32 protein-coding genes, 1 tRNA gene and 1 pseudogene are annotated in these 26,131 nt (G+C 63.0%); 15 read left to right on the top strand and 19 right to left on the bottom strand.

Annotation, left to right across the window (positions count from 1 at the left end):
• Positions 1–35: 35 nt before the first annotated feature.
• Together QM801_RS10595 and QM801_RS10590 are read right to left on the bottom strand one after the other, a co-directional pair.
• Positions 36–995 carry a methyltetrahydrofolate cobalamin methyltransferase gene (locus tag QM801_RS10595; RefSeq protein ID WP_415019172.1) on the bottom strand — a complete coding sequence of 320 codons (960 nt, stop codon included), beginning with the start codon at positions 993–995 and terminating at the stop codon, positions 36–38.
• A complete protein-coding gene (locus QM801_RS10590) occupies positions 992–1,294 on the bottom strand; it encodes a virulence factor (protein ID WP_415019171.1) in 303 nt (100 codons plus the stop codon). The genes QM801_RS10595 and QM801_RS10590 overlap by 4 nt, the downstream gene beginning before the upstream one ends.
• Before the next feature lie 218 nt (positions 1,295–1,512).
• On the opposite strand from QM801_RS10590, the gene QM801_RS10585 reads away from it, so the two are divergent.
• On the top strand, positions 1,513–2,373 hold the full coding sequence (locus QM801_RS10585) for a hypothetical protein (protein WP_415019170.1): 861 nt from the start codon (positions 1,513–1,515) through the stop codon (positions 2,371–2,373).
• 98 nt (positions 2,374–2,471) lie between these two features.
• Here the strand turns inward: QM801_RS10585 and QM801_RS10580 are convergent, their stop codons facing one another.
• From QM801_RS10580 to QM801_RS10570, 3 genes are read right to left on the bottom strand one after another with little or no spacing between them, the layout of a single operon-like run.
• Positions 2,472–3,527, bottom strand: coding sequence for a phenylacetate--CoA ligase family protein (locus tag QM801_RS10580; protein ID WP_415019169.1), 1,056 nt, complete (start codon positions 3,525–3,527; stop codon positions 2,472–2,474).
• Entirely contained in the window at positions 3,524–4,795 is a 1,272-nt protein-coding gene (locus QM801_RS10575; RefSeq protein ID WP_415019168.1) for a hypothetical protein, read from the bottom strand. Before QM801_RS10575 ends, QM801_RS10580 begins: the two co-directional genes overlap by 4 nt.
• Positions 4,796–4,811: 16 nt before the next feature.
• Positions 4,812–5,066, bottom strand: a complete 255-nt coding sequence (locus tag QM801_RS10570) for a GlsB/YeaQ/YmgE family stress response membrane protein (protein ID WP_415019167.1) — start codon at positions 5,064–5,066, stop codon at positions 4,812–4,814.
• Positions 5,067–5,191: 125 nt separating this feature from the next.
• Here QM801_RS10570 and QM801_RS10565 point away from each other — a divergent pair, with 125 nt between their 5' ends.
• A complete protein-coding gene (locus tag QM801_RS10565; protein ID WP_415019166.1) occupies positions 5,192–5,572 on the top strand; it encodes a YidB family protein in 381 nt (126 codons plus the stop codon).
• A gap of 207 nt (positions 5,573–5,779) precedes the next feature.
• A complete protein-coding gene (locus QM801_RS10560; protein ID WP_415019165.1) occupies positions 5,780–6,058 on the top strand; it encodes a hypothetical protein in 279 nt (92 codons plus the stop codon).
• Positions 6,059–6,067: 9 nt separating this feature from the next.
• On the opposite strand, the gene QM801_RS10555 is transcribed toward QM801_RS10560, so the two are convergent.
• Complete coding sequence (locus QM801_RS10555) at positions 6,068–6,952, bottom strand: helix-turn-helix domain-containing protein (protein WP_415019164.1); 885 nt, start codon at positions 6,950–6,952, stop codon at positions 6,068–6,070.
• A 261-nt stretch (positions 6,953–7,213) separates the two neighbouring features.
• Here QM801_RS10555 and QM801_RS10550 point away from each other — a divergent pair, with 261 nt between their 5' ends.
• Together QM801_RS10550 and QM801_RS10545 are read left to right on the top strand one after the other, a co-directional pair.
• Entirely contained in the window at positions 7,214–8,506 is a 1,293-nt protein-coding gene (locus QM801_RS10550; protein WP_415019163.1) for an adenylosuccinate synthase, read from the top strand.
• A 132-nt stretch (positions 8,507–8,638) separates the two neighbouring features.
• The gene (locus QM801_RS10545; protein ID WP_415019162.1) at positions 8,639–9,853 is read left to right on the top strand and encodes an OmpP1/FadL family transporter; all 1,215 of its coding nucleotides are present in this window, start codon (positions 8,639–8,641) and stop codon (positions 9,851–9,853) included.
• 3 nt (positions 9,854–9,856) lie between these two features.
• Here the strand turns inward: QM801_RS10545 and QM801_RS10540 are convergent, their stop codons facing one another.
• Positions 9,857–11,272 carry a putative bifunctional diguanylate cyclase/phosphodiesterase gene (locus QM801_RS10540; protein ID WP_415019161.1) on the bottom strand — a complete coding sequence of 472 codons (1,416 nt, stop codon included), beginning with the start codon at positions 11,270–11,272 and terminating at the stop codon, positions 9,857–9,859.
• Positions 11,273–11,370: 98 nt separating this feature from the next.
• Between QM801_RS10540 and QM801_RS10535 the strand changes: the two genes are divergently transcribed.
• Both QM801_RS10535 and QM801_RS10530 read left to right on the top strand, forming a co-directional pair.
• Positions 11,371–12,069 carry a CAP domain-containing protein gene (locus QM801_RS10535; RefSeq protein WP_415019160.1) on the top strand — a complete coding sequence of 233 codons (699 nt, stop codon included), beginning with the start codon at positions 11,371–11,373 and terminating at the stop codon, positions 12,067–12,069.
• Positions 12,070–12,208: 139 nt separating this feature from the next.
• Positions 12,209–13,708: a replicative DNA helicase gene (locus QM801_RS10530; protein ID WP_415020915.1), complete on the top strand. Its 1,500-nt coding sequence runs from the start codon at positions 12,209–12,211 to the stop codon at positions 13,706–13,708.
• A gap of 154 nt (positions 13,709–13,862) precedes the next feature.
• Here QM801_RS10530 and QM801_RS10525 read toward each other — a convergent pair whose 3' ends face one another.
• From QM801_RS10525 to QM801_RS10510, 4 genes are all read right to left on the bottom strand, one after another.
• A complete protein-coding gene (locus QM801_RS10525) occupies positions 13,863–14,450 on the bottom strand; it encodes an SCO family protein (RefSeq protein WP_415019159.1) in 588 nt (195 codons plus the stop codon).
• Between the two features lie 7 nt (positions 14,451–14,457).
• A complete protein-coding gene (locus tag QM801_RS10520) occupies positions 14,458–14,934 on the bottom strand; it encodes a copper chaperone PCu(A)C (RefSeq protein ID WP_415019158.1) in 477 nt (158 codons plus the stop codon).
• A 23-nt stretch (positions 14,935–14,957) separates the two neighbouring features.
• Complete coding sequence (locus tag QM801_RS10515; protein ID WP_415019157.1) at positions 14,958–16,325, bottom strand: PepSY-associated TM helix domain-containing protein; 1,368 nt, start codon at positions 16,323–16,325, stop codon at positions 14,958–14,960.
• Positions 16,326–16,405: 80 nt separating this feature from the next.
• A complete protein-coding gene (locus QM801_RS10510) occupies positions 16,406–16,810 on the bottom strand; it encodes a hypothetical protein (RefSeq protein ID WP_415019156.1) in 405 nt (134 codons plus the stop codon).
• A 283-nt stretch (positions 16,811–17,093) separates the two neighbouring features.
• On the opposite strand from QM801_RS10510, the pseudogene rpsF reads away from it, so the two are divergent.
• From rpsF to rplI, 3 genes and pseudogenes are all read left to right on the top strand, one after another.
• Positions 17,094–17,453 (top strand): annotated as a pseudogene (rpsF, locus tag QM801_RS10505) (30S ribosomal protein S6); the annotation flags it as partial.
• An 8-nt stretch (positions 17,454–17,461) separates the two neighbouring features.
• Positions 17,462–17,701 (top strand): 30S ribosomal protein S18, encoded by a 240-nt coding sequence (gene rpsR / locus QM801_RS10500; RefSeq protein WP_415019155.1) that lies wholly within the window; start codon positions 17,462–17,464, stop codon positions 17,699–17,701.
• A 13-nt stretch (positions 17,702–17,714) separates the two neighbouring features.
• Positions 17,715–18,296, top strand: coding sequence for a 50S ribosomal protein L9 (rplI, locus tag QM801_RS10495; RefSeq protein ID WP_415019154.1), 582 nt, complete (start codon positions 17,715–17,717; stop codon positions 18,294–18,296).
• 61 nt (positions 18,297–18,357) lie between these two features.
• Here rplI and QM801_RS10490 read toward each other — a convergent pair whose 3' ends face one another.
• The 5 genes from QM801_RS10490 to QM801_RS10470 form a co-directional block, all read right to left on the bottom strand.
• Positions 18,358–18,723, bottom strand: a complete 366-nt coding sequence (locus QM801_RS10490; protein ID WP_415019153.1) for a HutD family protein — start codon at positions 18,721–18,723, stop codon at positions 18,358–18,360.
• The gene (locus tag QM801_RS10485) at positions 18,674–18,907 is read right to left on the bottom strand and encodes a HutD family protein (RefSeq protein WP_415019152.1); all 234 of its coding nucleotides are present in this window, start codon (positions 18,905–18,907) and stop codon (positions 18,674–18,676) included. Before QM801_RS10485 ends, QM801_RS10490 begins: the two co-directional genes overlap by 50 nt.
• A gap of 81 nt (positions 18,908–18,988) precedes the next feature.
• A complete protein-coding gene (gene rpoH / locus QM801_RS10480) occupies positions 18,989–19,903 on the bottom strand; it encodes an RNA polymerase sigma factor RpoH (protein WP_415019151.1) in 915 nt (304 codons plus the stop codon).
• 106 nt (positions 19,904–20,009) lie between these two features.
• On the bottom strand, positions 20,010–21,002 hold the full coding sequence (locus QM801_RS10475) for an RluA family pseudouridine synthase (protein ID WP_415019150.1): 993 nt from the start codon (positions 21,000–21,002) through the stop codon (positions 20,010–20,012).
• A gap of 10 nt (positions 21,003–21,012) precedes the next feature.
• Positions 21,013–21,486 carry a hypothetical protein gene (locus tag QM801_RS10470; RefSeq protein ID WP_415019149.1) on the bottom strand — a complete coding sequence of 158 codons (474 nt, stop codon included), beginning with the start codon at positions 21,484–21,486 and terminating at the stop codon, positions 21,013–21,015.
• Positions 21,487–21,519: 33 nt separating this feature from the next.
• On the opposite strand from QM801_RS10470, the gene QM801_RS10465 reads away from it, so the two are divergent.
• From QM801_RS10465 to QM801_RS10445, 5 genes are all read left to right on the top strand, one after another.
• Entirely contained in the window at positions 21,520–22,146 is a 627-nt protein-coding gene (locus QM801_RS10465) for a DUF2306 domain-containing protein (protein ID WP_415019148.1), read from the top strand.
• 8 nt (positions 22,147–22,154) lie between these two features.
• Entirely contained in the window at positions 22,155–22,472 is a 318-nt protein-coding gene (locus QM801_RS10460; protein ID WP_415019147.1) for a hypothetical protein, read from the top strand.
• Positions 22,473–22,532: 60 nt separating this feature from the next.
• A tRNA-Glu gene (locus tag QM801_RS10455) sits at positions 22,533–22,607 on the top strand.
• Between the two features lie 170 nt (positions 22,608–22,777).
• Positions 22,778–23,107: a hypothetical protein gene (locus QM801_RS10450; protein ID WP_415019146.1), complete on the top strand. Its 330-nt coding sequence runs from the start codon at positions 22,778–22,780 to the stop codon at positions 23,105–23,107.
• 128 nt (positions 23,108–23,235) lie between these two features.
• Entirely contained in the window at positions 23,236–23,712 is a 477-nt protein-coding gene (locus QM801_RS10445) for a VOC family protein (protein WP_415019145.1), read from the top strand.
• On the opposite strand, the gene msrA is transcribed toward QM801_RS10445, so the two are convergent.
• The 3 genes from msrA to QM801_RS10430 all read right to left on the bottom strand — a co-directional run bounded on the left by msrA (position 23,646) and on the right by QM801_RS10430 (position 26,084).
• A complete protein-coding gene (msrA, locus tag QM801_RS10440) occupies positions 23,646–24,272 on the bottom strand; it encodes a peptide-methionine (S)-S-oxide reductase MsrA (protein WP_415019144.1) in 627 nt (208 codons plus the stop codon). The two genes, QM801_RS10445 and msrA, sit on opposite strands and share 67 nt — an antisense overlap.
• A 179-nt stretch (positions 24,273–24,451) precedes the next feature.
• Positions 24,452–25,384, bottom strand: coding sequence for a hypothetical protein (locus tag QM801_RS10435; RefSeq protein WP_415019143.1), 933 nt, complete (start codon positions 25,382–25,384; stop codon positions 24,452–24,454).
• Between the two features lie 103 nt (positions 25,385–25,487).
• Complete coding sequence (locus tag QM801_RS10430) at positions 25,488–26,084, bottom strand: DUF1134 domain-containing protein (RefSeq protein ID WP_415019142.1); 597 nt, start codon at positions 26,082–26,084, stop codon at positions 25,488–25,490.
• Between the last annotated feature and the right edge of the window lie 47 nt (positions 26,085–26,131).

Below are 26,131 nucleotides of genomic sequence, written 5' to 3'. Positions count from 1 at the left end.
GGGAAGGTTTGCTGTCTTCGAGATGCTGTCGCGTATCAGCGGCGGCGGCGGGCTTCACGGGCCGCGCGGCGTGCGGCGATGTCGTCGGCGGTCGGAGCTGCTTCGCCGGCCGGGCGGTTCGCTGCCGAGGGCGCAGGCGCCATGTCGCGGAACTTGTTGTTCCAGAAGCGGCAGTGCGCGTCGGTGCCGTTCAGCACGTTGGCGCCGAAGATGGCGTGCATGTCTTCATCGTGCATCGGGTTCATGATCGCAGAGGTCATGCCGTGCGAGGCCGCCATGGCGAGGAAGTAGCCGGTGAGGGCGCGGCGGTTCGGCATGCCGAAGGAAATGTTGGAGGCACCGCAGGTGGTGTTCACCTTCAGCTCTTCGCGCAGGCGGCGCACGAGGCGGAACACCTGCTGGCCGGCGGTGCCCATGGCGCCGATCGGCATGACGAGCGGATCGACCACGATGTCATGCGGCTTGATGCCATAGTCGGCTGCGCGCTGCACGATCTTCCTGGCCACTTCGAAGCGCACGTCCGGATCTTCCGAGATGCCGGTCTCGTCGTTCGAGATGGCAACGACCGGAACATTGTACTTGGCGACGAGAGGCAGGATCGCTTCGAGCTTTTCTTCTTCGCCCGTGACCGAGTTGACGAGCGGGCGGCCCTTGGCCACCTCGAGGCCCATCTTGAGGGCCGAGGTGACGGAGGAGTCGATGCAGAGCGGCAGGTCGGTGACCGACATGACCACTTCAAGCGTCTGCTTCATCAGCAGGGGCTCGGTCTCGTTCGGGTTCACCGCCGTAACGCCGGCATTGACGTCGAGGATGTGGGCGCCCGCCTGCATCTGGGCCAGCGCGTCGGCCTTTACCGTGTCGAAGTTTCCGGCCTGCATTTCGGCGGCAAGCTTCTTGCGGCCCGTCGGGTTGATGCGCTCACCGATGATGGTGAAGGGCTTGTCGAAGCCGATGATGTGCTCGCGGGTGGCCGAGGCGACAAGGGTGTGGGTCATGACGGGTTTCGGCCTCCATTGCCGATGAGTTGCTTGATGCGGTCCGGGGAGTAGGTTTCTTCGAGCTCGGCCTTGGCCTTGTCGGCCTCGGCGGCAAGATCGTCGGAAACGGGAATGGGTTCGCCCCTGCGCCAGTCGGCGAGGTAGTCGTCAGTCGAGGTCGAGCCGTCGCGCATGGCGGCCATGTCGATGGCTTCCATGAAGCGGTTGTCGAGCATGCGCTTCTCCTCCTTCCGCCCGGCCTTGACCGAGACGGCAGAGGGAATGTCGCGCCAGAAGGTGATGACGAGATTGGCCATGCCAGCGCTTATGACACGGGTCAAAAGCGACGAATAGTCGAAAAGCGACATCGGAACGCCGCCAGAAGAGGGATCGGGCGCGGGGTGGGGCCTCGATATTGTGCCTTTTTTGCCACCAACCTGCAAAAGCACGACCATACACGCAGAGGTAGCTGGCCCAAATTGTTAATGTTTGATTAATAGGCGGATAAGCCGAAGCTAACAGCGGGGAATCAAACATGTCGAACGTGCGTTTCATTGCAGCTCTTCTGGGCGGAACCATCATTTCAGGCTTCTGGGGCTACGGCGCACTGGCTGCCGACGTGGCCGGTGGCAAGACCGATCTTCCGGCCGTATCGGCCGTCAACGGCAAGCTTGAAGCCGGTGGCGGTTACGCCGATCTGGACGGCGTGAACGGGGACGGCGTCTGGTACGGCGCGGGCTCGATTTCCGTCCCGCTGGGTTTCTCTTTCGGTGCCCAGGCCGACTTCTCGGTTGGCAACGCCTTTGACGAGACGGGCGTTGGCGGTGCCCTTCACCTCTTCACCCGCGATCCCAACTCGCATCTCTTCGGCCTCATCGGCGGCTATAGCGACGTGGGCAACGGCCATCTCGCGTTCGTGGGTGGCGAAGCGGAATGGTACCTCGACAACATCTCCATCGAAACCGCCGCAGGCTATCTGAACGCCAATCCGGACAGCGGTTCCAGCAAGGACCGCTTCTTCGCCTTTGGCGATCTGGCCATGTATGCCACCGACAACTTCCGCCTGTCGGTGGGCGCCTCTTCGGTGGCGCAATTTGAATCTGCCAATGTGCAAGCCGAATACCTGCTCGACAGCATGCCGGTCTCGTTCAAGCTGCGCGGTACCATCGGCGAAGATGGCTACGTAGCGGCGACCGCCGGCGTCAGCTTCTACTTCGGCGGCGATGACGCCAACAAGTCGCTGATCCGCCGTCACCGCGAAGACGATCCGCGCAACCGCTCGCTGGATATCTTCGGCACGGGTGCTGGCGCTGCTGCGTTGGGTCTGGGTCCGAAATGCTCGCCAGCTCAGCTTAATGATCCGGAAAGCGCTTGCTACGTGTACAATCCAGGTTGAATCTACCTGAGTTGAGAGATGGGGGCATCGAAAGTTGCCCCCTTTTTTTTGTGTAAGGTTTGAATTCTCCGCTGATCCGGTGGTGATTGCCCCTTCGTTCACGGCATATGTAACATGTCGTCAACGTTCCTTTGAATCTTCGACAGGACTGGAAGTGTGAGACCGCAGGAGCACGGCGGTCCACGCACGACGATGTCGCCCTGTTCGTAGCGGATCAGGGGCTGGGCAGCGTTGAAAAGAGGCGTGATGATCACGCGTCCCGCCTCGCCTGGGCGGACGGGCTTGTCCTCAGCGTCCACGATCTCCAGCAGCACGAGTTCACTGTTGATATGAAAGTTGGAGCGCTGTGTGGCACACTGGAAACCCAGCATGCCGCCCTCCATTGAACTGTAGGGAGAGAACACACGTGCTCCGAAGCTCCGGGAGATGAGTTCTTCCTGCAACGGGCTGACGGCCATGCCGATGGCGACGAACGTGTGCAGGCTGACCGGACGCCCTTGGCGCAGGTTTTCGCGCGCGAGAACTTCCGCGTGGTTCGGTACATCCACGAGAACAGCGGTTTTGGTTTCTGCAAGTGCGCGCAGCTTCTCGGGCGTGGGCAGCTTGCGATTGAGCAGGAATTTCGGCGGATTGGTCGGGCCACGTGGAAGCTGATAGGTCGAAACCGTCATCGACTGCCCGTCAGGAAGCAGCGCCTGGAATTCTGCGATGCCTTTCTCGAATGGAATGTCATGGAGTCTGGAGGCGCGCTCCCACGCCATGCTCGAGACCAGACTGAAGAGCTCTGAAAAGTCGACGGCGATCGGCCTGCCGCTTGAGCCGGATGTCCTGCCGACCACTGCGCGCCCGTGGCCCCGAGGCAGATGAGGTGAGAGCATGAGCACGCGATGCTGCTGCAGGTCCTTGCGCTGGACGATTGGCACCTCGGACCAGCGCGACAGGTCGACGCTTCCGTCTGGGCGAATGAGGCAGCGCAACCGGTCCGTATAGAGCGGCACATGGGTCCACGCGTGGCGAACGAGTTGTTCAAGCTGCAACGCCTGGAAGTCCCACATCTGCCGTGGAGTCCAATACATGCTCTCCTGGAGAAGTTCACGCAATTGCTGCGAGGTCACGCCCCTGACATTCTCGCCGGACGTTTGATCTTCCGTCATGCGGACCATTCCCGGAGATAGCGCTTCGGCTTGCCCTCAGGAGTCGTAGGCAATGTCTCGCGTCGTATGTAGACCACGGAGAATTCGTTTTTCAGGGTCTGCTTGAGATGTTGTGTGAGACTGGCGAGGCCAGACTGCGCAGCATCGTCGTCACCAATATAGCGCACCTCGACGGCATCACTGGCAGTCTGTGCGATCTGGAAAGCCTTTGCCCTTAGGCTCTTGAGGAAAACTTCATCCTTGAGACCCGCCACCGGCACGCGCTGACCATGGAAGATGAAGTAGTCATCGGCGCGCCCGACGACGCGCTCGATCACCGGCAGGGCACCTTTCCCGAACCTTCGTCCGGAAACCTGCACAAGGTCGCCCTGATCGTAGCGGATCAGCGGTTGGGCAGCGTTGAAGAACGGCGTGACAATCAGGCGTTTCAGATCCCCTTCAGCCGGAAGAAAATCGATCAGGAGGGCTTCTGCACAGACCACATATGCGGGATCCGGCAGGACCTGGAATCCGATCAGTCCGCTTTCCTTGGAACTGTAGGGAGAAATAACAGTGGCGCCGAAGCTGTCACGGATGAGCGCACGTTCGTCTTCCGAAATTGCCATGCCGTAGGGGATGGCCAGATCCAGTTTCACGCGGTCTTTGCGCGTCATGTTCTCCATCGCAAGATGAACCATCATTCCCGCGAACGCCGTGAGTTTGCGCGCGCCTGTCTCTGCCATCACGTCGAGTTGGCGCTGCTCTGACAGGTTGCGGTTGCCGTTGATCATTCCGTTTGGATCAATGTAGTAGTCCCCGTCGAAAGACAGGTTGCCGCCTTTCTTGAACCAGAATCTGATCTCGGGACTGACGGAGCTGACGCCATTCAGCGCAAAGACCCGGGCCCAAAGGCTGTTCAGCACCTTGCTTGCAAGCTCGGTCGTCGTGACCTTGATCGGCACACCCGTGGAACCGCTGGAATAGAAGTCGCCTGTCCGCCCATGCCCGGGCGGCAAAATGCGTGCAATCAGTTCATCGCCATGATCCCGCAGATCCGCCCGGGTGAGCACCGGCACCTCGTTCCAGCGTGACCAGTCGATCGTACCATCGGGGCGAAACAGGACGTCAAGTCGTTTCTCATAAAAAGGCACCTGCGCCTTTGCGTGACGCAGGAGCTGTTCGAGTTGTGACCGTTGATAAGCCTGAAGCCTGACGTGGTCCCAGTGCAGGCTTTCCATCAGGAATGCGAAGATGTCCGAAGGCTTGAGCCCTTGTTCTGTTCCGGTCATCTTTGCTTCGCAATGCTCACGCCTTGGGCTTGAACACCATGCCGTAGACCACCAGGACGATGATGGCGCCGACGATCGAGCCGATGAAGCCGGCGTTCTGGTTTTCGCCGTAGAATCCGAGCGCCTGTCCCAGGAAGGTGGCGACCAGGGCGCCCACGATGCCGAGGATGGCGGTCAGGATGAAGCCCTTGGGCTCGTTGCTGCCGGGCATGATGAACTTGGCAATGGCGCCGACAACGGCGCCGATGATGATGGTCCAGATGATACCCATAGTCTTCTCCCTCAAAGTCCCATGGTGGGACGTAGGGAAGTTATACGCCGCCCTGCGTCACGGCAATGCCTTGCATTCGTCACCTTCGGCTCCAATATCAATGCAACCATTGAGAGGAGAACACGATGGCCAACACCAATAACATGCTGAAAGCGCTTCTTGGCCTCGCCGTTGTGGCGGGCTGGCAGAACCGCGACAAGATCGGCGAGTTCGTCAAGAACCTCGGCAACCAGCCGGCTTCCGGCGATCATCCGGCGGGCGGCCTCGGCGGCCTTCTGGACAGCTTCCGCAAGGCAGGCCTCGGAGAAAAGGCCGACAGCTGGGTTGGCACCGGCCAGAACTCCCCCGTTACCGAAACCGAGGTCGAGAAGGGTGTGGGCGGCGACGTGATCGACGAACTCGCCAAGCAGACCGGCCTTTCGCGTGAGGAATTGCTCAAGCGCCTCGCCAGCGTGCTGCCCAACGTGGTCGATCACATGACGCCGGCAGGCCGCCTGCCGACCTGAAAGCCCGGTCCCGTATTGCACGAAACCGAAGCCCCGGACCTCCGGGGCTTTTTTGTAGGATGAACTGGCACGGCGCTCTGCGCAGGACAACGCATGCGCGAAAAAGCCAGAGAGCGAAGGACCTCCGGTTTTCACCTGAGCCAGCCGCCGAAATGGTGCTGGCGCGCCGGGCGGCTATCGTGATCAGCCAAATGGAGAGGAGATCGCATGGCGCAACGCGGAAAGGGATCGCACAAAATCCAGGACTTTGCCCTCGACCAGAAGCGCACCCGCGAATTGCTGCGCAATCTCGTGGAGTGGCGCGCCAGTCCTGACACTTTCGAATCCGTGCGGCTCGACAAGGCCGCTGTTGCAAGCTTCATCGCCGAGCAGGCGGTGCTGCTCAGCGCCATCGCCCACGCTGCCGGGCACTCCACGGCGAAGATCCTCTGCGATGTGCTTTACGTGAACACGGTGAAGCCCCCGAACGGCATCACGCTGGAATAGGCCCGCCGCTCAGCGCCCGAGCCAGGCCCCCACGATCTCCTCAACGTTCGGCAGATGAAGCATGAGGTCGCGCTCGCCATCGGCCTGCAAGACCTTCTGCACGAAGGTGGGCACACGCGGATCGTCCGCCGGCATCACCCCGCAGGCCTTGAGATGGTCGCGCCGGTTTCCGGCCGGGTCGAGCCGCTCGAGCACGACGCGGGAAGTGACGGGAAGGCCGGCGCCATGGGTCATGGTCAACCCCACGAAGTAGTGCGTGAGCACCAGCGTGGGCCGGATGTTGATCATCGACACCTGGAAGGGCGAGATACGGTTGCGCGCAATCAGCGAGACTTCGCCGCGCGCCGCGATGGCGACACCGAAGTGGCGGCCGATCGCTATCATCAACGGCTTGCCCGGTTCCTTGAGCCGCGTCAGCCGCGTGAACATCAGCAGGTCGTTGTGCAGCCACACTTCCTGATAGGAGCGCAGCACATGCCCCTTGGAGCCGCTGAAGGGAAAATAGACGTGATAGGCGCCGGGCCCGAAATCCTGTGTGAGCGCGCGCCCGTCGCCGCGCAGGTCCGGCAGGAAGAGATTGAACAACCGGTCAAGCTCGCGGCCGAGCTGCGGCAGGCGGGGCGGCGCGATCATCGGCGTCTGGGCGCCGTTGCCGGGTCTGCTGCCCGGTGAAAACGAGAGCAACTGGTCTTCAGTGACGCGCAGTCGTTCGCAGATCTTGCGCAGCACCCGCGCACTCGGGATGGCGCGGCCCGCGAGATACTTGTTGAACTGCTGGCGGTTGATGCCGGTATCGCGGCAGACATCGGCAATTGACGTCTGCATGGCACAGAGATGGCGGAGGTTCTCCGCGAAGACCGCGTGATGTCCGGATTTTCCGGAGGTCTTCGTCATTCGCTGCGCCACCGGCGATACTGGTTTGTCTTGCCTGTCTTTTGAAAGTCTGTTGCCACCACAGCTGTTATACTGAATTGCACCAGCCGCAGGCACAGGTAATACTTCCCCCGTACCGAATAGACCCCCGGTTGCAAGGGCTTGCGGCGCACACCATCCCTAGCTGTTGCACCCCCCGGCAAATGCTGTATGAGCCGTCAACGGCCCCCCGGACCTGATGAGTCCTGCGGGGCCGTTTTCGCGTCTTGAAGGAAGATACAGATGGCAAACGTCGCCGTGGTCGGGGCCCAGTGGGGCGATGAGGGCAAGGGCAAGATCGTGGACTGGCTGTCCGAGCGGGCCGATGTGGTGGCGCGCTTCCAGGGCGGCCACAATGCCGGCCACACGCTGGTCATCAACGGTGTCACCTACAAGCTCTCGCTGCTGCCGTCCGGCATCCTGCGACCCGGCAAGCTCTCGGTGATCGGCAACGGCGTCGTCATTGATCCGTGGGCCTTGATGTCCGAGATCGACAAGCTGAAGGGGCAGGGCGTTGCGATCAGCCGCGACAACCTCCGCATCGCCAACAACGCCACGCTCATCCTGCCGCTCCACCGCGAACTCGACCAGCTGCGCGAAGCGGCTGCGGGCGCAGGCAAGATCGGTACCACGGGCCGCGGCATCGGCCCCGCCTATGAGGACAAGGTCGGCCGCCGCGCCATCCGTGTGAACGACCTCGCCGACCTCTCCACCATCGGCATGAAAATCGACCGCATGCTGGCGCATCACAACGCGCTCCGCCGCGGCATGGGCCAGCCCGAACTGAAGGCGGCTGATGTTCTCGCGGAACTGAAGGAGATTGCGCCGAAGATCCTGCCCTTTGCCGATGCCGTGTGGGCCTTGCTCGACGAGCAGAAGCGGGCCGGCCGGCGCATCCTGTTTGAAGGCGCTCAGGGCATTCTCCTCGACATCGATCATGGTACGTATCCGTACGTCACCTCGTCGAACACGGTGGCCGCACAGGCCGCCAGCGGCACCGGCATCGGTCCTGCCTCGGTGAGCTACACCCTCGGCATCGCCAAGGCCTACACCACGCGCGTGGGCTCCGGTCCGTTCCCCACCGAACAGGACAACGAGATCGGCGAACTGATCGGCCAGCGCGGCCGCGAGTTCGGAACGGTAACGGGCCGCAAGCGCCGCTGTGGCTGGTTCGATGCCGTGCTGGTGCGGCAGGCGATCAAGACCTCGGGCATTCAGGGGATCGCGCTCACCAAGCTCGACATTCTCGATGGCCTGAAGGAGATCAAGGTCGGCGTGGGCTACATGCTGGACGGCAAGCGCATCGACATGTTCCCCGCTGCCGAAGAAGCGCAGAAGCGCGTCGAGCCCATCTACGAAAGCTTCGAAGGCTGGTCCGGCACCTCGGCTGGCGCACGCTCGTGGACGGCCCTCCCGGCGCAGGCGGTGAAGTATGTGCGCTATCTCGAGGAACTGATCGAGTGTCCGGTGGCGCTTCTCTCTACCTCGCCGGAGCGTGACGACACCATCCTGATGCGCGATCCCTTCCAGGACTAAGTCTGGCTTGCCCCGGGCTGGATTGCTGCATCGCAATGCAACCAGTGGGAGCTTATCAGCAAAATTCCCGGTTGATTTGTACCGCTGTTTCAGCCCAATTATTGGGCGGGCGACGCACTGTGGGAACGGTGCGTGATTCGTGAGTTGGGGGATATCATGACGCATTCATCACTGAGAATCGTGGCAGCGGCCGCAGCGATGCTGTTGGGCTCCACCGCGGCCTTCGCCGGTGGCTTCGCCCTGCGCGAACAATCGGTGGTGGGGCAGGGCAGCGCCTTCGCCGGTGTGGCTGCGGGCAGCGGTGGCGTTTCCTCGCAGTTCTGGAATCCCGCCGCGACCTCGTTGCTCAATGATTACGGCCTCATTTCCGAATCCAATTTCGCTGGTATCCTGCCGCAATCGGAGGCGCCGGGCGCCGGCAATGTTGGTGAGAAAGCCCTCGTGCCGGCTTCTGCCTATTCGTGGGGTGTCAACGACCAACTCACCTTGGGCCTGACATTCGGTGCGCCGTTCGGCCTGGCGACCGATGGCAACAATGGCTGGGCCGGCACCATTTACGGTGACCGTTCTGAAGTCCAGACCTATACGCTTGGACCATCTGCTTCATATAAGTTGAACGACTGGATTGCCATCGGCCTCGGCGCACAGCTCGAATACATGACGCTGTACCTCGACAATCGCGCAGGAGGGGACAAGATCGCCAAGATCGACGCCAATGGTGTTGGAGTTGGTTTCACCGCGGGCGTGATGCTGACGCCGTCGGACACGACGCAGATCGGACTTGGTTTCAGATCCTCTGTGCATCACAAGCTGGAGGGCAAAGGTCTGGGCGTCGCTCCCGGCCCAGTGTTCTCGGGAGATGTGACGGGGGATTTCGACACTCCTGAAATTGTGACCTTGGGTATCCGTCAACAGGTCAGCGATCAGTTTGCATTGCTGGCTGGCGTTGAGTGGTCCAATTGGAGCCGCTTCAAGGAATTGGCCATCACGCCTGATGTCGGTTCGATTCCCGTGACCACTGAGAAATGGAATGACGGGTGGTACTTCTCACTGGGCGGTGAGTATGCATACAATGACAAGATGGTTCTCAGAGCTGGCGCGGCTTACGAGATCTCGCCCGTCAATGACACTTACAGGACTCCTCGCATTCCCGACAACGATCGCGTCTGGCTCTCGGCCGGTGCCTCTTACAAGATCAACGACAAGTTCACCGCGCATCTTGCCTACAGCCATGTCTTCATGAAGGACGGCGACGTGAATATTCCGATTGGCCCCGGCCCAGGCCTCAACACATCCTTCGATCAGCACATCGACATCGTGTCGCTGGGCCTGACGAGCGACTGGTAACTCTCAGAACTCGAAGCGCTGGGCGGCGGGCGGCGGAACATCCGCCTGCTTGAGGTTGCGGAGCGAGGCGGCAAAGCGCGACATGACGATCGCCGCCACCTCCGCCTCAGGCACGGGCTTGCCGCAGAGATAGCCCTGGATGAAATCGCACTTGTGATTGCGCAGCATCTCCGCCTGTTCGACGGTCTCGATCCCTTCCGCCGTCACCTTGAGGCCAAGGTTGCGGGCAAGGTCGAGGATCGTGCGCAGCATGCCCTTCACCTGCGGCTTGGTATCCATCGCCTGCACGAAGGACTTGTCGATCTTGAGTTTGGAGAAGGGGAACTTCCAGAGATAGCTGAGCGACGAGTACCCCGTACCGAAGTCGTCCATGACGATCTGGCAACCGAGTTCACGCAAGGCCGTGAGCTGCGACATCACCATTTCGGTGTCGCTCAGCATGGTCGATTCCGTGATCTCCACTTCAAGCCGGTAGGCAGGAAAGGAAGAGAGTTCGAGGGCGTTGTGCACGTCGCTCAGAAGCTGCCCGCTGAGGAACTGTTCCGGCGAGAAGTTGATTGAGACAAGAATGTGCTGCGGCCAGTTGGAGGCGATGCGGCAGGCTTCCGCCAGCACCCAGGCGCCGATCTTGTGGATGGCGCCCGACTCTTCGGCCACGGGAATGAACTCTGCGGGCGAGATCGACCCCATGGTCGGGTGCTTGAGGCGCATCAGCGCTTCCATGCCTGCAAGCTCGCCGGTCATGGCATGGAAATAGGGCTGGAAGGCGAGAGTGAAGTACTGCTTCTCGAGGGCTTCCTGGATCGCCGTCTGCACATCCTGCTTGCGGCGCGCCGCCTGTTCGAGGGCGGGGTTGAAGAAGGCATAGCCGGGGCCGCCCTTTTCGGTGGCCGCCTTGTAGGCAAGGCCGGCGCGGTGGAGGAAGAGCCCGGCATCGACGTCGGTCTTGTTGGCGAGCGCCACGCCGGCCGCGGCTTCGATCGTCAGCGACCGCTCCACCCAGTCGATGGGCTGGTTCGTGAGTTCGATGAGCTTCTTGGCGGTGATTAGCGCTTCCAGGGCATCGTTGATGTGCGGCAGGAAGACGGCGAAGCTCCAGTAGTCGAGCCGGCAGAGCAGGCAATCGGCGGGAATTCCGGAGGATAACCGCGCGGCAAGCGCCGAAATCACATAATCGCCCACATGGCGTCCCAAGGCTCCGGTGATGCGGGGAATGCCACGGACACCGATTTCGATGATGGCGCATTGCGGGCCGTTTTCGCGCTGCTCGCCCAGCACCTTCTCGACCCGGCGCAGGAAGGCCGAGCGGATCAGGAGGCCGGTCAACTGGTCATGGCTGACCAGATGCTGTACATCCTGTTCCAGCATGGCGATCTTGCGCTGCAGATCGGCAATGTCTTTGCCTGTTGGCTCGGTCATGTCGCGTCGTGGCCCCGCCCCATGGGCGCCTGATTCGGTCCAAAATATACGATTTGCGTGTGTAACGCTCAGTTAAATTCACGGAAGAGGTGGAAGTGTTGGCTGACAAGTCTTGCGCAAGGGTGTTGTCGCGGCGGGAGGTTCTCCTTGGGGCCCTGGCGGTTGCCGCGGCCCGGCCGGCGCTGGCCCGCGAGACCTATGCCGATTTCATGGCGCGGATGAATGCGGGGCCCCCGGGCGGCGGCAGCTTCCGCCCCGACCTCGAGGACGTGCTGCTGGGGGCCGCCAATGCCTACCGCGCTCAAAGTGGCCTCAAGGGCCTGAAGCGCGGCAGTGACGAACTGGTGGCCGCAGCCCGTGCCCATGCCGCTGACATGATGCTGAACGACTTCGTCGGCCACACCTCGTCCACGGGTGCGGCGTTTGAGGGCCGCATGCGGACCGTCTACCCGGGCGTCCTGATGCTGCCGCGCATGGCCGAGAATGCCGCACGCGAACGCTCCAAGGGCCCGGCAGACCAGGCAAAGGCCGGAAAGCTGTTCCAGCAGTGGGTGCATTCCAGTTCGCACGCCCGCACGCTGCGGAGCCGCGACTACATCACCGTGGCGACGGGCGTCGTCGAGAAGGACGGCAAGCTATTCGCCGTTCAGATTTTCCAGGGACCGGAACTGAAGACCAACATGTTCGGAACGGCGGGAGCAGGGCCGGCCACCACCCCCAAGACCGAGGTGAGCGGCGGCGGCAACAGCGGCGGGTCCGGCATCGGCACGGCATCGGGTGGCGACTCCCTCTATTGAGAAACCGCTTCAGATCGAGGCCTTAAAGAGCTGAAAACACTTGCGATATCGCAGGTTGCTTGTCCCCCTGTGGATAGCGCGTACAATGACCACGAATCCCGCCGCCGCGCGCGGCCTGCTTGCTACACCAGTCTCGACCATGAACACCGTTACGCCGCTTCGCCCCGCAGATGCGCCTGCCGCATCCGACAGCTACCGCCAGCCGCCCCATAACCTTGAGGCGGAGATGGCGTTGCTTGGCGCGATCCTGATCAACAACGAAGCCTGCGACCGGGTCACCCAGTTCCTCCAGCCCGATCATTTCTTCGAGCCTCTGCATTCCCGCATCTTCGATGCCGCCGCGAGCCTGATCCGTGTCGGCAAGCTGGCCAGCCCGGTGACACTGCGCTCCTTCTTCGAGAACGACGCCACCATGAAGGAGGTGGGCGGACCCGCCTACCTCGCCCGCCTTGCGGCCTCCGCCACCACCATCATCAACGCCGAGGAATATGGCCGCACCATTCACGAACTGGCCCAACGGCGGAAGCTGATCTCGGTCGGCACCGACATCGTCAACGAGGCTTATGACGCCACGGTGGAGGACAGTGCCCGTGAACTGATCGAGCGGGCCGAGTCCTCGCTCTATTCGCTTGCCGAGGTGGACAAGTACGGCAAGGGCTTCATGCCTTTCGGCCGGGCCCTCACCGATGCGATCGACATGGCATCCGCCGCCTACCAGCGCGACGGGCATCTCTCCGGCCTTTCAACGGGCCTCAAGGACCTCGACGAGAAGCTGGGTGGCCTGCAGGCCTCCGACCTCCTGATCCTCGCCGGCCGCCCCTCCATGGGCAAGACCGCGCTCTGTACCAACCTCGCCTACAACGTGGCCAAGAACTACCGCGCCGAATATCAGGCGGATGGCTCGATGAAGGTGCTGGATGGCGGCGTGGTGGCCTTCTTCTCGCTCGAAATGTCGGCGGAACAGCTGGCGACGCGTATCATCGCCGAGCAATCGGGCATCGGGTCGGAAAAGATCCGCCGCGGCAAGATCACCGAGGATGAGTTCGCCCGCCTCGTGGAGGTGAGCCAGGAATTGCAGAAGCTGCCGCTCTACATTGACGCCACGGGCGGCCTCACCATCGCGCAGGTGGCGGCCCGCGCCCGGCGTCTCAAACGCCAGCGCGGTCTCGGCCTCATCGTGGTGGACTATCTTCAGCTGCTTGCCGGTTCATCCCGCAAGGCCGCCGAAGGCCGCGTGCAGGAAGTGACTGAAATCACCGTGGGCCTGAAGGCGCTGGCGAAGGAACTGGCAGTGCCGGTGATCGCGCTCTCGCAGCTTTCGCGTCAGGTGGAAAACCGCGACGACAAGCGCCCGCAGCTTGCCGACCTGCGTGAATCCGGCTCGATCGAGCAGGACGCCGACGTGGTCATGTTCATCTACCGCGAGGAATACTATCTCCTGCGCAAGGAACCGCGCCCCGGCACGCCGGAACACATCACCTGGCAGGACGAGATGGCGAAGGTGGAAGGCATCGCCGAAGTCATCATCGGCAAACAGCGCCACGGCCCCACCGGCGTGGTCGAACTGCAGTTCAACGCGGCGCTGACCAAGTTCCAGAACCTGGTGCGCGACGGTTACGCGCCGGAGCGGTTCGAGTAGGTCTCACGTCACACTCCTAAATCCGTCATTCCGGACGCAGCACCTGATCGAGCGAAGCGAGATGTCGCGCGCGAGCCGGAATCCAGCTTTGGCGGATCGCGTGTGATGATCAAGGAAGCTGGGCCCCCGCCTTCGCGGGGGTGACGCAACCAACTCACCCCTTCGCCAGTCTGCGCAGCTTCTCCACCCGCATCTTCGGGTCTTCGTCAAAGGCGATGGTGCCGGCGAACTTGCCCTCGCGGTTGAAGAGGAACACCGTCGCCGTGTGGTTCATGGTGTAGCCGCCGTCGCTGGTCGGCACCTTCTCGTAGAAAACGCGGAAGGCCTTGGCGAGGCCCGGCAACTGTTCCGGCGTCGGGATTAGCCCCTCGATCCGCGGATCGAAATTCGCAACGTAATTCGCCATGTAGGCTTGCGTGTCCTGCTCGGGATCAACCGAGATGAAGAACATGCGCAGGTCCTTGCCGTCATCGCCCAGCGTCTTGAAGGCGGTGTCCATCTCGTAGAGTGTCGTCGGGCAGACGACCGGACAATGGGTGAAGCCGAAGAACACCGCATAGGGCGTGCCCTTCAGGCTGTCGGAGGAGAGCGTGCCACCCTTGGAACTGGCGAGCTTGAACGGCCCGCCGATATCAAGTGCCGCGATCTTGCTGCCGCCATACTGCGACTGCCAGGCGAGATAGCCGAGGAGGGCGGCGAACACCGCCACCGCCCCCCAGAGAATGATGTTCAGCTTCTTCATCGGTCTCTCAATGATCCATGGTGCCGTTGGCGTCCACCACTTCGTAGTCGATGTCGACCTTGCCGGCCTTCTCGAAGGTGAGCGTGCCCTTGAACTCGGTATCGACAATGGGCTGCTTCGCCACCTTGAGGAACATGATGTGGTAGGACTTGGGCTTGAGTTCCACCGTCTTTCCGGCAGGAATGACGAGCCCGCCCGGCACTTCTTCCATCTTCATTACGTCGCCCTCCATCTTCATGCCGTGGATCTGGACGACGGGCGCGATCTCGGCCGTGGCAGAGACAAGCCGGTCATCCTCCTTGCCATTGTTGGTGATCTTGAAGAAGCCGGCCGAGACATCCGCACCCATGGGCGACTGGCGCGACCAGGGATGGCTGATGACGAGGTTGCCCACCTTGATCTGGTGGGCGAAGGCGTTCGGCATCGTCGCGAAGGACGCGAGCGTGAGCGCCACGGCGAAGGTGATTTCCTTGAACAGTTTCATGTGCGTTTTCCTTTGCAAGTCCGTTACGCGCCCGCCTGCTTCAGGCGGGCCGGGAGGAAGAAGTCGACGATGGCGAACGCCAGAATGGCGAGCCCACCAAGCGGGAATGCCAGCGAAAGTACAGCGCCCAGAACGAGCACCGTGACGGGCACCGAATATCCGCGCGGGTAGAGCGGTGCGCCGAGCTGGCCCACGGGCCTGCGCTTCCACCACATTACCACGCCTGACACGCAGGCGAAGATCACGAGGGCGAGGTAGACCGTGTTGAAGGCGAGGTTCCACCAGCCGGCCATGCCCTTGTGGAGCGCGATGCCCCAGGCCATCAGCTTGCCGACGAAGGGATAGTCGGCGAAGCGCACATCGGCGAGGATGTTGCCGGTGTACTGGTCGATGTGGACGTAGCGGTCGTGGGCGGGCGTCACGCTGTCTTCGTTGCGCCCGTCATAGGAGACGGTGAAGACGCCTTTCTCGTCCGCCGGCACGGCCACCTTGAACTGGTTGTGGAAGCCGTTGCCCAGGGCCCAGATGACGACGGAGTCGAGGGCGACGGGCTGCGCCACGGCAGGCGTGCCCGCGGACGAGCCCGAGGCGGGCAGGGGCGTTGCCTCCAGCGTCCACGGCACCTCGTGCAGCAGATCGTGGTTGAGGCTGGCATGGCTCACATCCGACAGCGGGACATTGTCCCACTTGCTGGCCGGGAAGGAGGACCAGGGCTTCACGTAGCTGTCGCCCCAGATGCCGGCCCAGGCGAGGCCGGAGAGGATGAAGAGCACGAGGAACAGCGAGATCCACGCGCCGCCCGTCTTGTGCAGTTCACGCCACAGGCTGCGCCCGGCAAGGCCCCCGCGCGGGATGAGGGCGCGCACAAAGCTTTCGCCGCGTGGCCACCACAGGAAGAGGCCCGTCACCGTCATGATGATGGTGAGCGAGGCCGCAATCTCGATCAGGCGGTCACCAACCGTTCCCAGAAGGATGGTGCCGTGGATCTTCTCGGCAAGCGCCCGCGACGTGGTGGACTCGTCGTGAGAGTCCAGCACCGCAGCCGAATAGGGATCGACCGCGACGGAGTAGTAGGCGCCGTCCTTCGCGAGTTCGAAGAAGGCCGGGCGGTCCGCCGCTTCGGGCGCGATGTAGGTGGCAAGCTTGCCGCCGGGGAGCGCGGCAAGGGCCGCCTTGGCCTGCGCCGAGACGGGCACGGTCTTTTCCTGCTGCACCACGTCGGGCACCCAGCCCAGTTCATTGCTCAGCTTGGAATAGAACATCATGTAGCCGCCGGTGAGGGCAAGCATCAGAAGGAAGGGCACGACGAAGAGGCCGGCATAGAAATGCCATCGCCAGACGGCGCGATAGAGGCGGGTGGAGGCTTGCGCCCCCTCGTAAGAATTGGACATGGAATTGATCCTTGAATGAATGCAGTCACGCCCGCGCGCACGGGGTGCTGTGGCGGGCAGCGGTCAGTCGTTTCAGAGGATCAGGCGGGCGGCCCTCGCTGGGAGAGCGGACCGAATACCGCTTCCGAGGGCGGCGTCGCGAGAACAAGTTCCGGGCGCACCGGATCGTCCGGGCGCGCATCGGGGAAGGTGATCGGCACGAGCAGCAACTGTCGCGGCGTGTCGCTCACCTGCGGAACGGCGTGAAGGATGCAGCAGGTGTTGCAGTCATGCTTCGCGGTGCCGGGCAGGGTGCCAGCCGGGTTGCTGCCGTCAAGACAGCGGCTCATCATCAGGTCGGCATAGAGCTGCTGTTCCGCGGCGGAGGCGGGCGACGGCAGGATCGACAGCAGGCCGGGCACAAGGTAGCAGAGCGTCACGATCACCGTGACGATCCGCGCCATGCGCCGCATGAGGCCGAGCCCCGTTTGCTGCCTTCCAGTCATACCCACAGGGTTAGGAGTGTGGGGGAGGGCGGGTCAACGGCAAAAAGATCGCAGGGTCGCCCGCACTTGCTTTTGAACCCCGCATCGGCCATAAGCCGCCTGTCCGAAGCACAGGCTGGTGGCTGTACGGAAAGACTTCCTGAGAAATCAAGAGGTTAGGCATCGCAAGATGCCGGTTTCCCGTGTCTCCGCTCTCTTCAGAACGGTCTTCAACCCTTTCCCGAAGGTTTGAAGGAGGCTTTGCGCCGGTGCTTTTGAGGACATGCAACACGAAAGGGTACCCATGGGTCTCTACGAACATGTGTTCCTGGTTCGCCAGGACGCCACACCCGCGCAGGTCGATGCGCTGGTGGAGCAGTACAAGGGTGTCATCACCTCGGGTGGTGGCAAGGTCGAGAAGGTGGAAAACTGGGGCGTGAAGTCCCTCACCTATCGCATCAAGAAGAACCGCAAGGCGCACTTCACGCTTCTCAACATCGCCGCTCCGTCGGATGCGGTGAAGGAAATGGAACGCCAGATGTCCATCTCCGAAGACGTGATCCGCTTCATGACCATCGCCGTGGAAGAACTGGAAGCCGGTCCGTCGGCCCAGATGCGCCGCCGCGAAGACCGCCGCCGTGAGGATGGCGAAGAGACAGAGGAGTTCAACTGATGGCTGAACCACAAGCCCGCCGGCCTTTCTTCCGCCGCCGGAAGTCGTGCCCCTTCACCGGCCCGAACGCCCCCAAGATCGACTACAAGGACGTCCGTCTCCTGCAGCGCTACATTTCCGAGCGCGGCAAGATCGTCCCCGCCCGTATCTCGGCCGTTTCGACCAAGAAGCAGCGTGAACTCGCCCGCGCCATCAAGCGCGCCCGCTTCCTGGGCCTGCTGCCCTACGTGATCGGCTAAGGGAGGAACGAACATGGAAGTCATTCTCCTCGAACGCGTCTCCAAGCTCGGTCACATGGGCGAAGTCGTGAAGGTCAAGGATGGTTACGCCCGTAACTTCCTTCTCCCGCGCGGCAAGGCTCTGCGCGCCAACGACGCCAACAAGGCCAAGTTCGAAGCCCGCCGTGCGGAACTCGAAGCCCGCAACGCCGAAGCCCGCGGCTCGGCCGAAGTGGAAGCCAAGAAGCTCGACGGCAAGACCTTCGTCATCATCCGCCAGGCGGGTGAATCGGGTCACCTCTATGGTTCCGTGAGCCCGCGTGACATCGCCGAAGCCGCAGCCGCGGCGACGGGCGTCAGCGTTCACCGCAACCACGTCGAACTGCTGCAGCCGATCAAGACCATCGGCCTCCACACGGTTGACGTTTCGCCCCATCCGGAAGTGACCGTGAAGGTCACCGTGAACGTCGCCCGTTCCGACGAGGAAGCCGCAGCCCAGGCCCGCGGTGAAGTCCTCATCGGCAACGCCGCCGAGCGCGACGAAGTGCGCGCCGCCGCCGCCGCCCTCTTCGAGGAAGCGGAAGCCGAGCGCGTCGCCGAAGAAGCCAAGAGCTGATCCTTCAGCGAAGGCATTGCAAGACAAGCGAACCCCGCCAGCGATGGCGGGGTTTTTCTTTTCAGCGGGTGGTGAGGGTGAGGCGGAGCGCCTTGCTGCCCGGCGCGAGGACGAGCGGCGGATCGCCCGTGGTCACGAAGGCGAAGTCGTGGCGCTGCAGTGTGCCGCGGCCCCAGCTGATCGTGCCGTCGAGGCAGAGCACGCCCTCGATGTCGGCCCGCGTGGGCACCAGCGTTTCGCGCGTGGAAAGCACGATGGCGGCACCGGAGAAGAGCCGGGGATCGTAGATGAGGTTGAAGTCGAGGCAAGGCCCGTCGCGCAGCCGCCCTTCCAGCTCCTCGTCGCCGGAGAAATAGACGGGCACGAGCGGTGGCAATTCATGGGCGAGGGTGCCCCGCGGCGAAACCGAGATCCATGCCGACGCCATCGATCACGGTGAGGATGCGGGCGAGACCCGGAAAAAGAGAGAAGGGGCCATCACGCCCCACTTCGGCAAGGCTCAGCCGCCAATGCAGTTTGCCGTCCTCATCCTCGCGCGCCACCTCATGGGTGATGCCACCGCCGTTGTTCCACGGCACGGTCTGAAACTGTGAGCGGCGGATGATGTCCATCGCCCAACTCTAGCAAAGAGTCGGAAACGCAAAAAGGCCGCCATCGCTGGCGGCCTTTGCAACTGTCGGATGTGTGCCCGTTCAGAGCGGCGCGGCGAGGGCCTTCGCCTTCGGAGCAAGCGCCTTCTGGGCGGCGTTCTTCACCGCCTTCTGCAGCTTCTCGAAGGCGCGCACCTCGATCTGGCGGATGCGCTCGCGGCTGACGTTGAACTCCTGCGAGAGATCGTCCAGCGTCGCAGGATCGTCCTGCAGGCGGCGGGCTTCGATCACGCGGCGTTCGCGGTCGGTAAGCTTCGACAGCGCTTCCTTGAGATAGGAGTTGCGCATGTCTGACTCTTCGTTGCGCACCAGAACGGTTTCCTGGCTGTCGGAATTGTCGACGAGCCAGTCCTGCCATTCGCCGTCGCCCTCACCGTCGGAGCGGAGCGGGGCGTTGAGCGAGGTGTCGCCGGAGAGGCGGCGGTTCATCGAAACCACCTCGTCCTCCTGCACACCCAGGCGGTGGGCGATGTACTTCACCTGCTCGGGCTTGAGATCGCCCTCTTCAAGCGCCTGGATCTGGCCCTTGATCTTGCGCAGGTTGAAGAACAGCTTCTTCTGGTTTGCGGTGGTGCCCATCTTCACCAGCGACCACGAGCGCAGGATGAACTCCTGGATCGAGGCCTTGATCCACCACATGGCATAGGTGGCAAGCTTGAAGCCCTTGTCGGGCTCGAACTTCTTCACCGCCTGCATCAGGCCGATGTTGCCTTCGGAAATGACTTCGCCGATGGGCAGGCCGTAACCACGGTAGCCCATGGAGATCTTCGCCACGAGGCGGAGATGGCTGGTGATGAGGCGGTGCGCGGCCTCGCGGTCGCCATGCTCCTTGTAGCGCTTGGCGAGCATGTATTCTTCTTCAGGCGCCAGCATCGGAAACTGGCGGATCTCCTGGAGGTAGCGGCTCAGGCTGCCCTCGCCCGAAGCGATCATAGGAAGTGATGCTGTCTTGGCCATTGGTTCCCTTTCCCCGGTCACGTCAGGTTTCTTGACGTTGTCCTCATATAGGAAGCCCCGTCGGAATTAAAAGACACCGGATCAGTAACAATTTGTAATGCTCTTGCTACGGCCTTTTGTGAACTCCGGATTGAAGCCTCAGTTCCTGTTGTAAATGTGACAACCCCTCCGGCAAGGGGGCCTCGAAGCGCAGCGCCTTGCCGGAAGAGGGGTGCTCGAACCCCAGCACGGCGGCGTGAAGAGCCTGTCCTTTCAAGGCCTTGAGGGCGTCCTGTGCGCCAGGCGAAAGGCGGGAGCGGGCAGTCTTGTGACCGGCCCCGTAGGTTCCGTCGCCTAGCAGGGGATGGCCGATATGCGCCATGTGCACGCGGATTTGATGGGTCCGCCCGGTCTCCAGCCGGCAGCGGATGAGGCTCGCGGCGGTGCCGTAGCGCTCCTCCACCTGCCAATGTGTCACGGCGTGGCGGGCATCGGGCCGGGTGCTGACCGCTTGTTTCTGGCGGTTGGCGGTGCTGCGGCCGATGCCGGTCTCGATCACCCCGGCGGGCCGGTCCGGCACGCCCCACACGAAGGCGAGGTATTCCCGGGCCAGTTTCCCGTCCCGGCCGTGCGCGGCGAACTGGGCGGACAGCGCCTGATGGGCGGCGTCGGTCTTTGCCACCACCAGAAGGCCGGAGGTATCCTTGTCGAGGCGGTGGACGATGCCTGGGCGCTTCACCCCGCCGATCCCCGAAAGGGAGTCGCCGCAATGGGCGAGCAGGGCGTTCACCAGCGTCCCGCCCTCGTGCCCCGCTGCCGGGTGGACCACGAGGCCGGCCGGCTTGTTGATGACAATGACGTGCTTGTCCTCGAAGGCGATATCAAGCGCAATGTCCTCGGGCTCCGGTTCCGCTGCGACCGGGGGCGGCATCTCCACCCGCACGCTCTGGCCGGGCTTGAGCTTCGCACCGGCATCGCCAGCGGGCGCACCCTGAACCGTGACCGCACCCTCGGCGATCAGCTTCTGGAAGCGCGCCCGGCTGACAGCCGGAAAGGCGCGGACCAGGAACTTGTCCAGCCGCTCGGCCTCCTCCGCAATGGCCTCGAGAACATCCGTCATCCGGTCGCGATCACTTGGCGAAGCAGTGGGCCTCGCCCTTCACCGTGTAGTTGGCGGAGAAGATCGGCATGCTGCCTTCGCGGCTGCTGAAGTCGAGATCGGGTTCGCCGATGCCGAGCATCACGTAAGGAGGCTCGACATCGTTCTTCACGTAGTCGATGACCACCGTCTTCTTGGCGCTGCCCCACTTGACGTGGCCCTTCAGTTCCTCGTTGCTGGCGTGGATGGTGAGGAAGCGGAAGAGGGTGGGGCCACAGGAACCGTCTGCCGCCACGCTGACGCCGCAGAAATCCTTGCCGCAGGGCGCCACGTCGATCGAGGTGTAGAGCTTGCCCTTGGAACTGACGGGAGAGTCGAGGGCGGTCTGCGTCCAGTGCCCGAAATAGGGCGCGACTTCCACCGCCTGCGCGGCGGGTGCGCCGCCGAGGGCTAGTGCCGCAAGGGCAGTCAGGATAAACGGGGTGCGATGGCCGGTCTGAAACATGGTGTCCTCCGAGACGCGCGGGTTTCGCCAGCAATGATGGCAATTTGGCGTATCGCCTTGCTTGCCCTTGCTGCGCCTGTTGCTGTCTTCACCCTGTATACCGCGCTTCGGGCCGTTACGGAAAGCTGGGACAATGACGCCTTCCCGGAGGCGCTGGCGGTGAAGCTAGAACTGCTGCCGGCGGTCTTCCCCGTCCACATGGTGGCGGGCGGGCTGGCCCTCGTGCTGGTGCCGCTGACGCTTCTTGCCCGCGGCACACGCTTCCATCGCTGGCTCGGCCGCATCACCGCGGCGGATGTGGTGATCGCCGGTGCCACCGCCATCCCGGTTGCGCTGGAGGCCCCGGTTACGGCGGTCTCGGCTGCGGGCTTCTTCACCCAGGGGGTTCTGTGGATGAGCCTGTGCGGGCTCGGGATCTGGCACATCCGCAACGGCCGGGTGGAGCAGCACCGCCGCGCAATGCTGCTGATGGCGGCGGTCACCTCCGGGGCAATGTTCTTCCGCATCTGGCTGGCGCTGTGGATGCACTATGGCTGGCCCCGCCACTTCAAGACCTTCTACGCCTGCGACGCCTGGATCGCCTGGGGCATTCCCTTCCTGATCATGCTCGCCGTCACCTGGCCGCGCGGGCCTCGACAAGTGCTGGCCGCTCCGCGATAAGCCGCCCCATGAGCAATGACGCAAGCCCCGAAGAAACCTTCGTGCCCACCGCCGGCCAGAAGCGCCTGCTGCGCGCGGTCTATGGCATGGGGATCGCGCTTGTCCTGCTCTTCCTAGCGCTGATCGGCGGCATCATCTGGAAGGCAACCCACAAGGCCCCGCCGCCCCCGCCCGAAACGCTCACCCTCGGGCTTGGCCTCAAGGCGGCGGATGTGAAGGCGGTGGCCGTGGACGGCGGCACGGTGGCCATCACCACCACCAGCGAACTGATCGTCATCGATGCCAACCGCCGCAAGGTGCTGCTGCGCGAGCCTCTGGCGCAGTAACCGGCCCCGCGGCGGGCGGCTTGCAATCTGCGGGCGGCTTGCCTAAGAGCAAGGGCGAGAGCTCCCTTCGTCTATCGGTTAGGACGGCAGCCTCTCACGTTGCAAAGACGGGTTCGATTCCCGTAGGGAGCGCCACTTCTCGGCAGGATCACCCCTCAAATCCAGTGTTGCCCGTCATTCGAACCCGCGGTCTTGCGGGCGCGAAGTTGTTCGGCATGGGCGATGAATTTCCTTGAAGGGTCGTTTCCGAAAACATAGGCTTCAGCTTTCGGTTGCATCAGCAAAGCTGCCTCGGGAGACGCTCCATGAAACGTACGCAATGCGCTTTTTCCATTCTCTCCGCTACCTGCGCGTTCCTGCCGGTCAGTCCCGCCGAAAGTCTTGCCATGTCGAAGGAGGATTACTGCAAGGCAGTCGCTCGCCACGAAGTCAACAACGCCAAGGAGTCCATGGCCGCAGACGTCGGGTCCGATCAGGCAGACGACTCATATGGTCTGAATTCCGGCGGCGGTGATACGGACAAGTCGCGCAAGAAGCACAAGGCCAAGAACGCGGCGGCTGGTGGGCAGAATAAAAAGTCGAAAAGCAACCATGTTTACCGGCAGGTCTTTGACCAATGCATGGCAGAAAATTGATTTGCCTGCCGCCGGAAGCCCATGCGAGCGCCGGGAAAGCATGACGCCAACGTCTTTCTCCGCTTGAGCCGCAACGTGCCTTTGCCTAGCCTCGGCCACCAGTTGGCTCAGGGCACCTCAGGGCAGCGATGATGAAGATCTCACTCCACCACGTCTCCGTTCCCACGCGCGACTTCGCCGCGTCCTGTGCATTCTATGAGAATGTCCTCGGCCTGAAGAAAATTCCGCGGCCGCCGTTTTCCATCAAGGGGCAATGGTATGGCCTCGGCGCACTGCAGGTCCACATCGTGGAATTTCCGGACGCGAACTTCCGCGCCGGAAAACCTGTCCACAACGACGACATACATTTCGCGCTGAAGGCCGAGGACTTCGAGGAGGCCGTTGCCCACCTGCATCGCGCCGGTTACGACGAGAACCTTCCCGAGAACGATCCCAGGCGCCTCATCCTGAAACGCACCGGACTTCGCGGGATTCCCGCAGGTGTTCCTGATGGACCCCGACCGCAACATCATCGAGATCAATCAGGCACCGTGAGGCGTCAGTTCGTCTTCGCTGCCGACCACACTTCTTCCACGCGCTGGTCGCGGCCGCAGTTCCAGCGGTAGTACTTGTAGCGCGTCGGGTTCTTCTCGGCGTAATCCTGGTGATAATCTTCCGCCGGCCAGAACTTCGCGGCGGGCAGGATCTCGACTGCGACCTGCTGCTTGATCGCCTGCGCCACATCGGCGGACTTCGCTTCGGCTTCCTTCTTCTCCGCGTCGTTCATCACGAAGATGGCAGGGCGATAGGCAGGCCCCCGGTCGCAGAACTGGCCGCCACCATCGGTCGGATCGATATGATGGAAATAGTAGTCGAGGATGTTGGCGTAGGTCAGCTTCGTGGGATCGTAGGTGATTTCCACCGCCTCCACATGGGGCACCGGATTGTCGCCATCGGTGTCGTGATAGTCTTCATAGGTCGGATTGGCGCGGCTGCCGCCGGTATAGCCGGAGACGACGTTGCTCACGCCCTGAAGCTGGCGGAAGTCATGCTCCACGCACCAGAAGCAGCCGCCCGCCACGATGGCCGTGGCCTGTTCGGCGGCGTTGACGCCCGCAGCATGGGGCATGGTCAGGGCCAGTGCTGCAAGGGCACCGAGGAAACTCCGTCGCATCATCTTCGTCATCGTGCTCACCTTCCGTCTGGTCGTGGGGTCTGTTGGCGTGTGGGGCCACCATAGTCCGCAATCGCGTTCACAGGGCACACACAAACCCGCCGCTCCGCTTCAAGTCTGTGTGAGGCTGCCGTGCACTGAAGTGTGATACGCATCCGCCCCGGCGCCGGAGCAGGGGCCAAGCCATCGCCTCAGTTGCGCACGCCTTCCTTGAGCGAGCGGAACTTCTCCGCCAGCGTCATGCGCTTTTCGGGGGTGGGCGGCGGCGCAGCTTCGCCTCCCGAGGCGTCCGCGGAGGTTGCATCGGTCGCAGGCGTATCAGGCGCTGCGGCGCCATTGGCGGCGGCATCGCTCACGGCGGCCACACCCTCGGAAGAAACGGCGATCACTTTCTCGTCTTCCGCCGCGCCTTCGCGCAGGGCTGCAAGCGCCAACGGAACGGGGTCGGCCGCGCGGGGCGCAGGCGGCGCGGTGCCGGGGGCAGGTGCAGCACTTGCCTCAGCAGGCGTGACATCGCCCGATTGCTGGCCCGCGATCTGGGCGGAGAGAGCATTGAGTTCGGCGATCTTCGCCTTGATACGGTCGAGCGGCGCGGCATCGGCGGCAATGTCTGCGGGCACCGGCATGGGTGTGGGCAGGTTCACGTCGAAGGCGGGCCGCGTGGCCGCCTTGGCGCCCGCCGGAACCGGCAGGTCGAAGTTGCGCAGCTTCACCGCTTCATGGCCGGTGATCTTGGCGATGATGCGGGCACGCTTGTTGGTCTCGTTGGTGAGTTCGGCGGCCAGCGCGCGGAGCGAGGCGATCTCGGCATCCTTGGCGATCAGGTCCTTCGACATGACGATGGCGCGGTTGCGCTGGCGGGTGACCTGCGCAGTCTTTTCCGCCGCCTGAGCGCGGGCTTCCTCAAGCAGGAACTCAAGCCGCCGCGTGGCCATGGCGTTCTGGGCGCGCAGCGCTTCGCGCTCGGCCTGCATGTCCAGGATGGTGGTGGGCACTTCGCGCTTGCGCTTGTAGCTGGCCCAGCGGTTTGCCGAGGACCAGATGGCGAAGCCGAAGATCATTGCCAGGACGAGCGCCAGGGCGAAGCCAAGGGCGACCAGCAAAAGGGACTCAGTTTGCGACATCAGCCTACCAGATCTCAACGAACGACAAGCTGTTTAGCCCGCTTTGACGGCCTTGGCGACTATGATCTGGCTGCCGGGGATAACGCCCTGCGGAGAGCGTCCCTCAGAAGGGGTTCCACTTGGGCTTGGGCGAATACTTGAGATAGCCCACGTTGGCGCCAAGGCGGGCGCCGACACCGGTGCGGATCGGGGCAAGAACGATGTCGTCCTTCTTCTGGAAGTTCACGCCAAGCCCGCCGATCAGGTAGGCAGCACCTTCCACACCGCCGAAGCGGTCATAGAGGTCTTCCGGCGAAGACGAATTATAGACCAGCGTCATGGTGCGCGAGCCGTTGCCGCCGAAGTCGAAGCCGAGCGACGGGCCCTGCCAGAAGATGCGCTGGGTGGTGCCGTTCTTGTAGTAGATCGTGCCTTCGCCGTAGCGCAGGCCGCCCACGAAGGCGCCGGCGGCTTCCTCGCCCACGATGTAGGCGGTGGGCTCACCCTGGTTCTGGAAGACGAATTCGATGGCCTGGCCGACGCCGCGGCTGGCCTTGCCGAAGAACTCGTGGCCCTTCACGACCAGTTCCTCGGTGGTGAAGGTTTCATGCTGCTGGGCGCGGGAAACGCTGCCCGTGGTCTGGGCGAGGGCGCCCGTGGTGGGCAAAATCAGCGAGGCGGCTGCGGCGGCGGCGGCAAAGCGGCGGCGAGTGAGGTTCATGGTCCTGTCCCCAAAAATATCGTTGACCTTCAACACCTCGGCGAGGG

The sequence above is a fragment of the Aestuariivirga sp. genome (assembly GCF_047600585.1).
In the GTDB taxonomy this organism is placed as follows: Bacteria; Pseudomonadota; Alphaproteobacteria; order Rhizobiales; family Aestuariivirgaceae; genus Aestuariivirga.
Note: the sequence above shows the minus strand (reverse complement) of the source record. Positions and strands in the feature narration are given on the sequence as shown.